Annotated in this window: 14 protein-coding genes and 1 pseudogene; 10 read left to right on the forward strand and 5 right to left on the reverse strand. The window is 59.0% G+C overall.

Translation table 11 applies throughout. The features are described from left to right. The coding region (locus BN1189_RS03460) for an efflux RND transporter permease subunit (RefSeq protein WP_040225503.1) at positions 1-848 on the reverse strand (848 nt) is incomplete at its 3' end. Between the two features lie 191 nt (positions 849-1039). On the opposite strand from BN1189_RS03460, the gene BN1189_RS03465 reads away from it, so the two are divergent. Further along, the gene (locus BN1189_RS03465) at positions 1040-1930 is read left to right on the forward strand and encodes a TetR/AcrR family transcriptional regulator (protein WP_052455610.1); all 891 of its coding nucleotides are present in this window, start codon (positions 1040-1042) and stop codon (positions 1928-1930) included. A gap of 112 nt (positions 1931-2042) precedes the next feature. Here the strand turns inward: BN1189_RS03465 and BN1189_RS03470 are convergent, their stop codons facing one another. Then, positions 2043-2729, reverse strand: a complete 687-nt coding sequence (locus tag BN1189_RS03470) for a phosphoribosylaminoimidazolesuccinocarboxamide synthase (RefSeq protein ID WP_040225506.1) — start codon at positions 2727-2729, stop codon at positions 2043-2045. A gap of 102 nt (positions 2730-2831) precedes the next feature. Next, positions 2832-3878, reverse strand: a complete 1047-nt coding sequence (locus BN1189_RS03475) for a GGDEF domain-containing protein (protein WP_052455611.1) — start codon at positions 3876-3878, stop codon at positions 2832-2834. A 340-nt stretch (positions 3879-4218) separates the two neighbouring features. On the opposite strand from BN1189_RS03475, the gene BN1189_RS03480 reads away from it, so the two are divergent. From BN1189_RS03480 to BN1189_RS03515, 9 genes are all read left to right on the forward strand, one after another. Further along, the gene (locus BN1189_RS03480; RefSeq protein ID WP_257125382.1) at positions 4219-4686 is read left to right on the forward strand and encodes a cupin domain-containing protein; all 468 of its coding nucleotides are present in this window, start codon (positions 4219-4221) and stop codon (positions 4684-4686) included. A 258-nt stretch (positions 4687-4944) separates the two neighbouring features. Beyond that, entirely contained in the window at positions 4945-5166 is a 222-nt protein-coding gene (locus tag BN1189_RS03485; RefSeq protein ID WP_040225509.1) for a heavy-metal-associated domain-containing protein, read from the forward strand. Positions 5167-5195: 29 nt separating this feature from the next. Beyond that, a complete protein-coding gene (locus BN1189_RS03490; protein ID WP_040225510.1) occupies positions 5196-7100 on the forward strand; it encodes a heavy metal translocating P-type ATPase in 1905 nt (634 codons plus the stop codon). 82 nt (positions 7101-7182) lie between these two features. After that, positions 7183-7347 carry a hypothetical protein gene (locus BN1189_RS15955; protein ID WP_179860898.1) on the forward strand — a complete coding sequence of 55 codons (165 nt, stop codon included), beginning with the start codon at positions 7183-7185 and terminating at the stop codon, positions 7345-7347. After that, positions 7344-8036 (forward strand): Crp/Fnr family transcriptional regulator, encoded by a 693-nt coding sequence (locus BN1189_RS03495; protein ID WP_040225512.1) that lies wholly within the window; start codon positions 7344-7346, stop codon positions 8034-8036. The genes BN1189_RS15955 and BN1189_RS03495 overlap by 4 nt, the downstream gene beginning before the upstream one ends. A gap of 544 nt (positions 8037-8580) precedes the next feature. Beyond that, the gene (locus tag BN1189_RS03500) at positions 8581-9462 is read left to right on the forward strand and encodes a DMT family transporter (RefSeq protein WP_040225515.1); all 882 of its coding nucleotides are present in this window, start codon (positions 8581-8583) and stop codon (positions 9460-9462) included. A 21-nt stretch (positions 9463-9483) separates the two neighbouring features. Beyond that, a complete protein-coding gene (locus BN1189_RS03505) occupies positions 9484-10284 on the forward strand; it encodes a DUF1835 domain-containing protein (RefSeq protein WP_179860899.1) in 801 nt (266 codons plus the stop codon). Between the two features lie 131 nt (positions 10285-10415). Next, positions 10416-10649 carry a hypothetical protein gene (locus BN1189_RS03510; protein ID WP_257125364.1) on the forward strand — a complete coding sequence of 78 codons (234 nt, stop codon included), beginning with the start codon at positions 10416-10418 and terminating at the stop codon, positions 10647-10649. Positions 10650-10807: 158 nt separating this feature from the next. After that, positions 10808-11092: a hypothetical protein gene (locus tag BN1189_RS03515; protein WP_040225519.1), complete on the forward strand. Its 285-nt coding sequence runs from the start codon at positions 10808-10810 to the stop codon at positions 11090-11092. A gap of 230 nt (positions 11093-11322) precedes the next feature. Here BN1189_RS03515 and BN1189_RS03520 read toward each other — a convergent pair whose 3' ends face one another. Together BN1189_RS03520 and BN1189_RS03525 are read right to left on the reverse strand one after the other, a co-directional pair. Further along, positions 11323-12195 carry a D-alanyl-D-alanine carboxypeptidase family protein gene (locus BN1189_RS03520; RefSeq protein WP_040225521.1) on the reverse strand — a complete coding sequence of 291 codons (873 nt, stop codon included), beginning with the start codon at positions 12193-12195 and terminating at the stop codon, positions 11323-11325. A 59-nt stretch (positions 12196-12254) separates the two neighbouring features. Next, positions 12255-12500: pseudogene (locus tag BN1189_RS03525) on the reverse strand (hypothetical protein); the annotation flags it as partial.

The following is a 12500-nucleotide window of genomic DNA, read 5'->3' on the forward strand; positions in this document are numbered from 1 at the left end:
GCGTCTTGCCCGCCCGGCATTCCGGCCGCGGAACCGTCGCCGGAACCGCCGGCCATGTCTGCGCCCGCAGCCCCTGCATCAGGCGCGCCCTGTCCGGCCCCTGCCGGAATCGCAGGGAGCTCGAGGTTCTTCAGGGCGTCGAGCGAGGCGAGCGAGCCGTCGATCACCACGTTCTTCATCGATCCGTCGAGCTTGTTCAGCCCGAGCGGGAACGCGAGGTTCGAGCCTTGGATGATGCCCGTCACCGTCTCGCGGTCGAGGCCGGCCGCAGCCAGCTTCTCGTCATCGAATGTAATCTGAACTTCCTTCGACTTCTGGCCGCTTACCTGGACGCCCGCGACGCCGCCGACCCGCTCAAGCGCGGGGACGAGGTCCTTCTCGACGAGTTCAGTGAGCTGGTCGAGGTCACGCGACTCGTCGGTCACGCTGAGCGCGATGACCGGGAAGGCGTTCAGGCTGATCCGGGACACAGACGGCTTCTCCGCGCTGTCCGGAAGCGTCAGCCCCTCCAGCGCGCTGTCGACTTCGAGGACGGCCCGGTCCATGTCCTTGTCGAAGCCGAATTCAAGCTGGATCGACGACACGTTCTCCATGGAAGAGGACGTGACCGTCTGCACCCCTTCGACATTCTTCAGGCGCTGCTCGACCGGCGAAGTCACCGAATCGGCCACCTCATCCGGCGCCGCGCCCGGATAGACGGTGAGCACCGACACGACCGGCACCGTGATGTCCGGCATCGACTCCTGCTTCATGTTGACGGCCGAAATGACACCGGCGACAATCGCCATGATCGTCAACAGCCAGATGGCGAACTTATTCTGAATCGAAAAATTGATGATCTTCCTCAAAAAGTGTTCCTCCGTTCCTATGTGACTGACTGGTCAGTTATACTGTTCTAGGATAAAGCAATTCGTTTTGCACGGCAATCAAAACACTATGTATATGGGCATACGTTCGATAATATTCATCCAGTCCCCGAATTTGCTATACTGGACCCGCTGACCCACCGGTCAATCGCACGAAGGAGGAACCGCCTCACATGAACGATCCAAAGACAAAAATCATCGAAGCCGCGGCGACGCTGCTCACCGAACGGGGCTTCCACGGCACGTCCGTCCAGGACATCGCCGGCCAGGCGGGCATTTCGAAAGGGGCCTTCTACCTCCATTTCAAGTCGAAGGACGCCCTCTACATCGAGATCTTCCGGCATTACTACACCGAATTCCGAGCCGAAGTCGAAGAGGCGTACGACCCCGCCCGCTCACCGGCCGACAACTACAGGCGGCAGCTGGAAATTCAGATCGACCAGTTTCTGCGCAACACCGACTTCATCGTCATGTATATCCGGGAGCAGGCCCTCAGCATGAACGAAGAATTGTTTTCATTCATCCGGGGGATGCACGCCGACATGGTCCGCTGGTACAGCGGCCGCCTCACCGACATGTACGGCGAGGCGATCGCGCCGTTCATCGTCGACATCGCGACGATCGTCGAAGGCGTGAAAAGCTCTTATATGCAGCTGTTCATCACAAATCCGGAAAAACTCGACCCGCGTGCGCTGACCGGCCTTCTCATCCGGATCACCGGACTCGCCGCCGACAGCTTCCTCGGCGGCAGCCAGGCCCCGCTCCTCGACGAAAACACGATCCAGGGACTCTTCACCGAACTGTTCCCTGCCGAGGACGGCCGGACGGACGGCATCCGCACGGAACTGGAAGAAATGCGCGCCCTGACCGGCGTCATCCCGCTCTCCGGACCGGCCGCCGCGTATCTCGCCTCGACGATCGACTTCATTGAAACCATGGCCGCCGAGGGTGATGCCGCCGACAAAACCGCCATCCAGGGCGCACTCGCCGCCTTCAAGCCCTATCCGGAATTCCGCCGCCCGTGCAGCCGCCTCGCCGAACTGCTCGGCGTCCCGCTTCTTTAGGGAAAGGAAACCCGGCGTCCGCAGCCGCACACAATGGCGGCTGCGAAGGTCCGGGTGTCTGATAAATAACGGACCCTGCCGCACAGCCGGCAAGGTCCGTTATTCGTTGATCTTATTTTGCAAACAGCAGCCTTTCCAGATCAAGCGGAGCGATGTATTCCCCTTCCTTGAAGACGCGCATGTTGCCGCCGGAGATTTCGTCGATGAGGAGGATTTCGCCGGTGCGGCTGTCGCGGCCGAACTCGAGCTTGATGTCGTACAGATCAAGCCCGCGCCGGTCGAAGTCGTCCTTCACGATCGACGCAATCTCCTTTGTCAGCTGTTCGAGGGTGTCGTACTCGGCCGCTTCAAGGAGGCCAAGCTGGACGAGGGCGTCCTTGCTGATCGGCGGGTCGTTCCGCTCGTCGTCCTTGAGCGTCACTTCGACGAATGCATCGAGCGGCTGGCCCTCTGCGGCATAGGCGCCGTATCGGCGGAGGAAACTCCCGACCGCCCGGAAACGGCAGATCACTTCAAGCCCCTTGCCGAACACATCCGCCTTTCGCACGGTCATCGTCGCACCGTCCACGTCGGCTTCGACGAAGTGGGTCGGCACGCCCGCTTCGGCAAGCTTGCCGAAAAAGTATTCGGTCATGCGGAGTCCGGCCTTGCCGGCCCCCTCGATCGTCAGGCCGACGGTGTTGGCGCCCGGATCGAACACGCCGTCCTCCCCCGTCACGTCATCCTTGAACGCCAGCCGCAGATTCCCGTCCTCCAGCTGATAGACATCCTTCGTCTTCCCTTTATACAAAAGCTCCACGCTGTCCACCTCTTTCCGCTCATTTCATCTTGATTATAACCGAAAGGCGAACATTCTTAAATGACTTCACGTTATTTTTCGTGTTTATTTCCAAGCCAGCGGTCAGGTTCCACTCACTTTCGTCCGTCCTGTGATCCGGTTCCTTCCGTCTCGCTTTGAGACGTACATCCGCTCGTCCGCGCGGGACTGGACAGATTCCGGCGTGTCGCCCGGCCGGTTCACTGCGATGCCGAAGCTCGCCGTCAGCCTGCCCGCCTTGCCGAAATCATGCGCATCGACCGCCGCACGCAACCGCTCCGCCAGATCGAACGCCCCGTCCTCTCCCGAATCGGTGATGACGATGAACTCTTCCCCGCCCCACCGGCCGAACCGGTCCGTTTCGCCGAGCTCCGCCTTGACAACTCCGGTGAACTGCTTCAGAACCTCATCGCCCGTCCGGTGTCCATGCGTGTCATTCACGCACTTGAAATGGTCCAGGTCGAAAAACAGGACGGAAAACAGCTGGCCGTCCCGTTCCCCCGCCTCAATCTTCTCCGTCAGCCACCGGTCGATCTGATACCGGTTGGCGATCCCGGTAAGCGAATCGATAAACGCAAACCGCACGAGCGCCCGCTGCTCGGCACTCCGCTGATAAAGAGAATTGAGGAAGTAAAACACAAACGTGTAAACGGCGAGCGCAATATAAAGAAGCAGCACCGAATCGGCCTGGCTGGGACTGAGATCCCCGAAAACCGGGATGACCGGCGCGATGAGCAGCAAGAGAATGACTCCGTTCGCCGTGGCCGCCATTCTTTTTTCAAGAACGAGGAAAGTCGCGATGACGATGAGCGGCATCCAGATGATGAAATCACCGAGGCTGGCCTCGCCTTTTTCCAGCATCCCGATATAGAGCGCCTGCATGAGCATCGAGAGCAAGTATAATCCCGACAGCGTCAACATGAGCCATTCGATGAGGAGGAACGGAAAACGGGTCAGCAAAAGGAACCAGCAGACGACCACGCCGCCGAGAAGGGACAGATTCGTATACAGATTCAGCGGAAGCTCGGCCTGCAATGCGGTGTTGAGGCCGAGCGCCAGCGCCAAGATCGGCAGCACGACCTGGTACACCCGCCGCTTCATCTCCGTGAAGTTCCGCTTCTCCTGATCCATCGCTCCCCCTCCTCCCGGCTGTTATCCGTTCTATTCCCCGTCCACGGTAAAAAAACGCGCACCCCGGCGAATCGGGCCAGGTACCGACCGGCCGCCGGATGCATAGGATAGCCGGAACACATTGAAACGGGAGGCGAAAACCGAGTTGTTCCCATGTACTTGTCCGCCGCCGTGCATGTGCTGCGTGCCTATGCCGTTTCCGGTGCATCCTTGGATGACGGGTGACAACCAGGGGCCCGAGTCCATCTATGAGATGGCGCCGATGCATCCGGAAAGCGGGTTCCAGCCGATATTTCCGGGGATTTACCCTTGGCACCCGCCGGCCGAAAGCTCCCGCGGAATGACGCCGCCGCCCGGCTATATGCCGGCCATGGCACCCGCGTCCCCTCCGGTGACCGACTACGGCGGCCGGCCGTTCGTGATCCACATCGAAGACGCGACGGAGCAGAACGACGCATTCCGGAGCTCCCTCTGGACCGGCAGCCAACTGCAAGTCACGCTCATGAGCATCCCGCCCGGCGAGGATATCGGACTTGAAATCCATCCGCACACCGACCAGTTCCTCCGGCTTGAAGACGGGCGGGGGCTCGTACAGATGGGCAGCTCCCCCGACCGGCTCGACTACCGGATGCCCGTATCCGGCGATGATGCCATCTTCATCCCGGCCGGCACTTGGCACAACCTCACCAACACCGGCCGCGAGCCGATCAAACTTTACTCGATCTACGCCCCGCCCAACCATCCATTCGGCACCGTGCACCGGACCAAGGCAGAAGCCGACGAAGAGGAAGAGGAAGGCCACCGATAGAGATGAGCGAACCGGGATCCCCCTCAGGGCGGATCCCGGCTTTTCGTATGCGCGGAGGGCGGGGGCGTGCCGGTTGCAGCAGGAGCGTTGCGTATCTGGAGGAAAGCGTTGCGTATCTGGGGGAAAGCGTTGCGCAGCGGAGCCACTGCGGCGGAATCATCCCACCGGAACATTCGCCGACTTTATTGACCGGCGTCAAGGAAGCTCCCGTCCGGATGGCCGATAATGTAGACAAGAAGAACAAAGGAGGAACCCAAAATGAAAAAAGTCGTACTCCAAATGGAAGCCCTCACTTGCCCGAGCTGCATCAAGAAGATCGAAGGCGCGCTTGATAAAACGGCCGGCGTCGACAACGCCAAAGTGCTGTTCAACTCCGGAAAAGTGAAGGCGAGCTTCGATGAGTCGATCGTCTCCGCGGACGAACTCGAGAAGATCGTCTCGAAGCTCGGCTACCCGGTTCTGTCGAAGAAAGTGTCCTGACCCTCCCCTAGCAGAAAGGAAGGATTCCCATGACCGGAAAACAGAAAGCGAGGATCACGGCCGTCACCGGCGGCCTCCTCGCCCTTGCACTCGTCTTTCATTTCACCGGCCTGGCGGGCTGGAACCGGGCCGCCCTCATCGCTTCCACCGTCATTGCGGGCACGCCGATCGCCCTGAAGGCATTCCAGGCGCTCCGCATGAAAGCCTTCAGCATCGAGTTGCTCGTCACGATCGCCGTCGTCGGCGCGCTGTTCATCGGGGAATACACCGAATCGGCCGCCGTCACGTTCCTGTTCCTGTTCGGGGCTTACCTCGAAGCCCGGACGCTTGAGAAAACCCGTTCGTCGCTGAAGAGCCTGATCGACATGGCACCGCAGGAAGCGACGATCCGCCGGGACGGCAAAGAGATCGTCATCCCGGCCGATGAAGTCGAGGAAGGCGACCTCGTCATCATCCGCTCCGGCGGCAAGATCCCGGCGGACGGCCGCGTCATCGGCGGGACCGCCCACTTGAACGAAGCCGCCATCACCGGGGAATCAAAGCCGGCCGGCAAGCGCACGGGCGATCCCGTCTTCAGCGGGACGGTCGTCGACAACGGGTACCTGGAAATCGAAGCCGAAAAAGTCGGCGACGACACGACGTTCGCCCGGATCATCGAACTCGTCGAGGAAGCGCAGGATTCCAAGACGAAAACGCAGAAGTTCCTCGAGAAGTTCGCCAACATCTACACGCCGGGTATCGTCGTCCTGGCCGTGATTGTCTGGCTGTTCACCCGCAACATCGAGCTGACGCTCACATTCCTCGTCATCGCCTGCCCGGGCGCGCTCGTCATCTCCGCCCCGGTTTCGGTCGTCGCCGGCATCGGCAACGGCGCGCGCAACGGCGTGCTGTTCAAGGGCGGCGAATCCGTCGAGAAGCTCGCGAAGATCGATACCGTCGTCTTCGACAAGACCGGCACCTTGACGAAAGGCCGGCCTGAAGTGACCGCGATCGACGCGTTCAGCGGAACGGACGCGGAGGAACTGCTCCGTCTCGTCGCGGCAGCGGAAACGGCTTCCGAACACCACCTCGGCCGCACGATCGTCGCGGAAGCGCGACGCAGCGGCATGGACGGCCTCGCCAAGCCGGACAACGTCGAGATCATCAAAGGCCACGGACTCACCGCCGAAGTCTCGGGCATCCCGCTTGCCGTCGGCACACGCCGGATGCTCGAACAACTCGGCGTCGACATCCCCGCGGAAGCGGAACGGCTCGCCGTCGAACGTGAAAAAGCGGGCAACACCGTCGTCTTCGCGGCAACCGGCGGAAAGCTGCGCGGCATCCTCTCGATCGCCGACCAGATCCGTCCCGAAGCGGCCGGCGCTGTTCGGGAATTGCGGAGAAACGGCGTGAAGGAAATCATCATGCTCACCGGCGACAACCGGCACGCAGCCGAACACGTCGCCCGCCGTCTCGGCCTCGACGCTGTACACGCGGAACTGCTGCCGGAGGATAAAGTCGCCTACGTGAAGAAATTGAAAGAAGAAGGACGCCGCGTCGCCATGGCCGGAGACGGCATCAACGACGCTCCGGCAATTGCCGCAGCCGACATCGGGCTCGCAATGGGCGAAGGCGGAACCGATATCTCGATGGAAACAGCCGACATCGTCCTCATGGCCGACCGGCTTGACCAGTTCGCCCACGCCCACTCACTCGCCAAAGCGACCGTCCGCAACATGAAACAAAACACCTGGTTCGCCGTCTCCACCGTCGCCCTCTTGCTCGCCGGCGTCCTGCTCGGCAAAATCTTCCTCGCCTCCGGCATGCTCGTCCACGAACTGAGCGTCCTGCTCGTCATCCTGAACGCCATCCGCCTCGTGAGGTATAACGGAGGAAAAACCGAACCGCAAGAGAGCCGGCTGCCAGCAGAACCGGTCGGAGCGGGTAGAGGATGAGTGAGGAGAGTTTGGGGCCGAGTGAGGAGAGTTTGCTCGCGAGTGAGGAGAGTTCGGGCTCGAGTGAGGAGAGTTTGGCGAAATGGAAGAGTTTCCTCACGAGATGGAAGAGTTGAGCCGCGAAGTGGAAGAGTTTCCTCACGAGATGGAAGAGTTCCGGCCTCGGATCAGGAGATCCTCCCCGGCGGCAGGGTTCTCTTCTTTTCTTGAAATAAAAGCTCGTTCGAAAGGGGAAGGATTTCAATGATGAAGGAGCCACCGAATGGCGCGGACGATGTGCATCAGATGTGCATCTCGATCGTCCCGATCTTCAATCACCTCGATGACGAGGAGCTGGGGGAGATTGTCCGGACGACGGTGCCGCTCAAGTTTTCCCGCGGCGAGACGATCTACTCGGCGGGCGAGCGGTCGGACCGTCTGTACATCGTCCACAAGGGCCGGGTGAAGATCTACCGGCTGTCGGAGAACGGCAAGGAGCAGCTGGTCCGCATCCTCGGGCCCGGCGATTTCACCGGCGAACTGGCGGTGTTCAATACGACGGTGCATGATTCCTATGCGGAGGCGCTGGAGAAAACGGAGATCTGTTCGCTCGGCCGCGATGATCTCCAGCGGTTTCTGCTGAAGTATCCGTCCATTTCGCTGCGGATCATGGATGAATTTGCCCGGCGGCTGGACGAATCGGAAAAGCAGGCCGCGAGTTTCGCAACTGAGCCGGTCGACACCCGCATCGCGATGTATATCGCAGAGCTCGCAGATGCGGCCAATGCCGATCAGATCCGCCTGCCGATGACCCGGAAGGACCTCGCCTCCTATCTCGGCACGACACCGGAAACGATCAGCCGGAAGTTTGCCGAGTTCGAAGACGCCGGCTGGATCCGCCAGCTCGGCCAGAAGGATGTCAAGATTTTGGATATGGACGCATTGCTGTTGCACTGAATCAACACGCGGAACCCGGAAGCGGCGGGTTCCGTCTTTTTGTGCATAACTTTTCTCCGACGGTGGCGGCACCTTGTGGATAAGCGGGTTATCCCCGGATTTTGGGGGAGAACACGCGGGTTGCTGTGGATGTCGGGGATGAGTGAGGGAGTTGGACGAGCGGCTGGGTGACGGTTATCCACAGGCGGTTGAGGGGTGGGATGTCTCCGGCGGGATTTCGCAGCCACCGGGGGGGTTCGCGGCTGTTTTGGTGCTTTTCCGGCAGCCGGATTTTCGCGGCCGCTTCGGCTCTTTTCGCGACCGCTTTTCCGGCAGCCGGATTTCCGCGGCCGCCCGGAGGGATTTCGCGACCGCTTCGGCTCTTTTCGCGCCTGCTTTTCCGGCAGCCGGATTTCCGCGGCCGCCCGGAGGGGTTTCGCGTCCGCTTCGGTTCTTTTCGAGCCCGCTTTTCTGGTTGGCACCCGCCCCTTCCGCTTCGAAATTTCCACCCTCTCTCCCCTTCCCCGTGATATATTAGAAGAATGAAATTCGGGGAGGGCTCGCGATGAAACGGTATTTGGGGGACGTGCTGCTGCTGATCACGGCGATCGTGTGGGGCAGTGGATTCGTTGTGACGGCGATTGCGCTGGAGCATTGGACGGCGTATCAGGTGATGGCCGGCCGGTTCGTGCTGGCGACGCTCATCCTGTGCGTGCTGTTCCACCGGAAACTCCGGACGCTGTCGCGGTCCGTCCTATGGAAAGGTGCGGTGCTCGGGACGATTTTATTCGTCGCATTCGCCCTCCAGACGGTCGGGCTGGAATATACGACGCCGTCGAAGAATGCGTTCATCACGGCGGTGAATGTCGTCATCGTGCCGGTGATCGCCTATCTCGTGTTCAAGCGGCGGATCGACCGGCATGAGACGATCGGCTCGGTGCTTGCGCTTGCCGGGATCGGCTTCATGTCGCTCCAGGGTTCGATGACGATCAACCTCGGCGATTTCCTGACGCTGCTTTGCGCGGTCGGGTTCGCGTTCGATATTTTCTATACGAATTTATTCGTCAAGAAGGAGGATGCCCTGTCGCTGACGATCGTCCAGTTTGCGACGGCATCGGTCCTGAGCCTGGCGGCCGTCTTCGTGATGGGTGAAGTGCCGGCTCAATTAAGCAGCGGCGCAATCTGGCCGATCGTCTACCTCGCCGTCTTCTCGACGACGATTGCATATGTCTGCCAGAACATCGCGTTCCGCTATACGACGCCGACGAAAGCGGCGGTCATCCTGTCGCTCGAGTCGTTTTTCGGCACGGCGATGTCGGTCGTCTTCCTGCATGAAATCCTCACCGGCCGCATGGTGCTCGGCGCGGTGCTCATCCTCTCGGCCATCCTGATCGCCGAAGTGAAGCCGGCTTTGAAGCTGAGACCGCGGGTGCGGCCGGAGCATTGATTTAGAAAGGAGCGGATGGGATTGATTCATCTTTGTTTCGGCGCGTCTGTAGCGGGCTGCCTGAGGCATGCTTTTCGCAAGACCGCCGACCGCGTGATCGGATTTCCGGTCGACTTCTCCGTCGGCCCGATTGCGGACCTTGATAAGGACCCAGGAATTAGCCGGCATTTCGATTGGCAGCGGGAGACGCTGCATCCTGTTTTCGGTGATTTGGCGGATGACGAGCCGGATTTCCGGGAGGCCCTCCGGGAACTGCGGGCCATCAAGCCGGAGACTCCGGTGACCATCTGGACAGGCGACAACGCCTCCGAACAGGTCGGGCTGCGGATGGTGCTCCATTTGATGAGGGACAAGGGATTGTCGTTTGAAGAAGTGAACACGTCGCGGGCGATGGACGGATGGAATGAAGGACGGGACATCCGGGTGGACATCCGCCACTCCGGGGAATGCAGTCCCGAACAGCTCATGGGATTTTATCAAAAGGATCGGACGGAAATCCCGGCGGAAACCGTGGCACAACTGGCGGAAGAGGGCGCACTCCTCCTTCAAAGCGAGAGCCTCGTCCGATCATGGCGGGACGGCCGGATTATGGACGAGCCGGAAACCCGGGACGACGAATTCATCATGAAACACGCCCGGAAACTGCGTCCGCACGGCTTTCTCACTGCCGCCCGCCTCGTCGGCGAAGTGATCGGCCATACGGAACAGCCGCTCTCCGACCTGTGGATCGAATCCCGGATCCGCGCGCTCATCAAAGAAGGACGGATTGATTTCAAAGGGGACCTTGGCTCGATGCGGCTGTACCGTGTCCGGGCGAAATAAACAGAAGGTTTTCAGTAAAATGGAGATATTAGAAGTCGACTTATTCAACAAATACTTAGTGTTATAAGCATGGAACTTGTAATGAATTCAAACCGTCTTTATACTACAAAGGTTTTGAGAAGGTTTTCGATATGAACACCTTTAATCAAACTCTAAAAGGAATGGGTGATTTCATGGGGTTTTGGTACTTACTTTTGCTTCTGATAGGCGTTGTCATTTTTATCGTTGGGGTAATTAAAATCAAGACTGCTGGAGGGGGTAAAGCTATTATTCCACTGCTTACAGGGGTAGCATGTATGGCTTTATCAATTTTCTTATTAACACCTAACAGCTCAGAGATTATTGCAGACCTCTTAAATTTGTAATAGTAAATAGCTTTTCAAAGCAATCGGGCGCGATTGCTTTGAAAAGCTATTTGTGTGCGTTCATCAATCGAGCCATATGTAGTTACACTTTTGGAACCATTCACAAGCCTTCTTCGTCTTAATTAGTAAGAATTTTCAATGAGGATGGAGAGATAATTATGTGGGTAATATTCGGTCTCATTGCAATAATAGCAACCTGTATAAATCTTTATATGTATAGAACAGGAAAAGATTATAAATTAGCAATGGCAATGGGATTGTCGTTTACAGCACTAACAATTGTTGCGGATTACAGTATGGTGTCCGATTGGGTAAAGGCGGAAGATTGGGCTGCCTTATTAGATGTAGTGCCTACAATGGAAACAACATTATGGGTTTTGACGATTCTATCGGTGTTCTTAAATGTAATCCCTATATTCTCCGAGTTAAAAGATAAAAAGTAAGTATTGCGCTAATCTTAGTTTGCAACTAACAGGCGCGATTGCCGAACAAATCTCAATAGGCTATGGCATGTAAAAACGCACAGACGACACTGTGCGTTTTTTAATGCGATTTATACTGTTAATGATGATGAGAATCGTATGCTGATTAAGGTAGAAGTTGATGTGCATTTCAGCATCCCCCTCAATCGAACCCGTTACGGATACCGGACGGCCGTTTCTCCCCATCCGCCTCAGCGGATGTTCCCATACAGGCGGAGGGAGTCGGCGATCTGGGCGCCGTCGGGGTGGTGGATGTCCTGGAGCGGGGCGCCCATCACGACGGCGATGTACTCCTTGCCGTTTTTTTCGGCGAGCGTCGCCCAGCATTCCCCGGCTTCGTAGGTCGTGCCGGATTTTCCGCCGAGGATCCGGAAGCCGTCCTGCTGCACGTTCTGAAGCCTCGAGAGGACGGTGGACCGGAGCAGGATGCCGCCCGGATGGTCAGGCGTCGGCGTCGTCTGGAAGGACTCCTTCGTCAGGATGGTCCGGAAGTTGCCGTCGCCGAGCGCATAGTCCAGCAGCTTCGCCATGTCGGCGGCGGTCGTGTACTGGTCCGGGTCATGCAGGCCTTCCGGGTTCGTGAAGTGCGTACCGTCCATCCCGAGTTCCGCCGCTTTTTCATTCATCAGCCGGACGAATTCGCCGATGCTCCCCGCTGTGTTCACCGCCAGGGAATTGGCCGCTTCGCCCCCGGAGTTCAACACGGTGCCATAGAGAAGATCCCGGAACGTGACCGGCTCCCGTCCGTAAAAGCCCGCCATCGAGGCGTTCGCCGCGACCATCTTCCGGTATGTATCCAGATCGACCGGTGCCTTCTCGGAAAGGTCCCCGATCCGCTCCAGCGCCACGATCGTTGTCATGATTTTCGTCAGGGATGCCGGATAGGCCTTCTCATCGGCCCTCTTTTGAAAGACCGCCTCCCCGCTTTCCCGGTCGGCCACATAAATATACTTGCTCGTATAGGAGTCATCGTCCGGACCGCCGCCAAGCCGGACGATCCCCGGCTTGTACAGCACCACCAGCACGGCCCCCGCAACGATGCAGAACAACAAAAACCGCTTCATCTGCCTCAACCTTTTCTTTGTGAAAATTGTTCAATCAACGATGCGCCATCCCCCGCCGATCAAGCCGCCCGCCGGAACGGGACCCGCAGGAGCCGCCGGCGGAGCGATCGCGGATGCCCGATGACGCGGACCGGCTGCAGGCCGACCCATCCGGCAAGCGGCCCTTCGTAGACCGGCGAGAGCCGGGCGGATTCGGCGAAGTCACGGGCCTGCGCGCGCCATGCCGGCGTGTCCGTAATCCGGACGTCCGCACAGGCGAGCATTTCCACGACGAACTGAGAGCAGAAATATGCCCGCCGGCGGGG

The sequence above is a fragment of the Bhargavaea cecembensis genome (assembly GCF_000826125.2).
GTDB classification, from domain to species: Bacteria; Bacillota; Bacilli; order Bacillales_A; family Planococcaceae; genus Bhargavaea; species Bhargavaea cecembensis_B.

Coding starts and splice junctions, on each gene's coding strand:
- BN1189_RS03480 (WP_257125382.1), top strand. CDS start 4,219: ATGACGCCGCCGCCCGGCTATATGCCGGCCATGGCACCCGCGTCCCCT.
- BN1189_RS03500 (WP_040225515.1), top strand. CDS start 8,581: ATGAAACGGTATTTGGGGGACGTGCTGCTGCTGATCACGGCGATCGTG.
- BN1189_RS03495 (WP_040225512.1), top strand. CDS start 7,344: ATGATGAAGGAGCCACCGAATGGCGCGGACGATGTGCATCAGATGTGC.
- BN1189_RS03515 (WP_040225519.1), top strand. CDS start 10,808: ATGTGGGTAATATTCGGTCTCATTGCAATAATAGCAACCTGTATAAAT.
- BN1189_RS03465 (WP_052455610.1), top strand. CDS start 1,040: ATGAACGATCCAAAGACAAAAATCATCGAAGCCGCGGCGACGCTGCTC.
- BN1189_RS03485 (WP_040225509.1), top strand. CDS start 4,945: ATGAAAAAAGTCGTACTCCAAATGGAAGCCCTCACTTGCCCGAGCTGC.
- BN1189_RS15955 (WP_179860898.1), top strand. CDS start 7,183: ATGGAAGAGTTTCCTCACGAGATGGAAGAGTTGAGCCGCGAAGTGGAA.
- BN1189_RS03490 (WP_040225510.1), top strand. CDS start 5,196: ATGACCGGAAAACAGAAAGCGAGGATCACGGCCGTCACCGGCGGCCTC.
- BN1189_RS03520 (WP_040225521.1), bottom strand. CDS start 12,195: ATGAAGCGGTTTTTGTTGTTCTGCATCGTTGCGGGGGCCGTGCTGGTG.
- BN1189_RS03475 (WP_052455611.1), bottom strand. CDS start 3,878: ATGGATCAGGAGAAGCGGAACTTCACGGAGATGAAGCGGCGGGTGTAC.
- BN1189_RS03510 (WP_257125364.1), top strand. CDS start 10,416: ATGAACACCTTTAATCAAACTCTAAAAGGAATGGGTGATTTCATGGGG.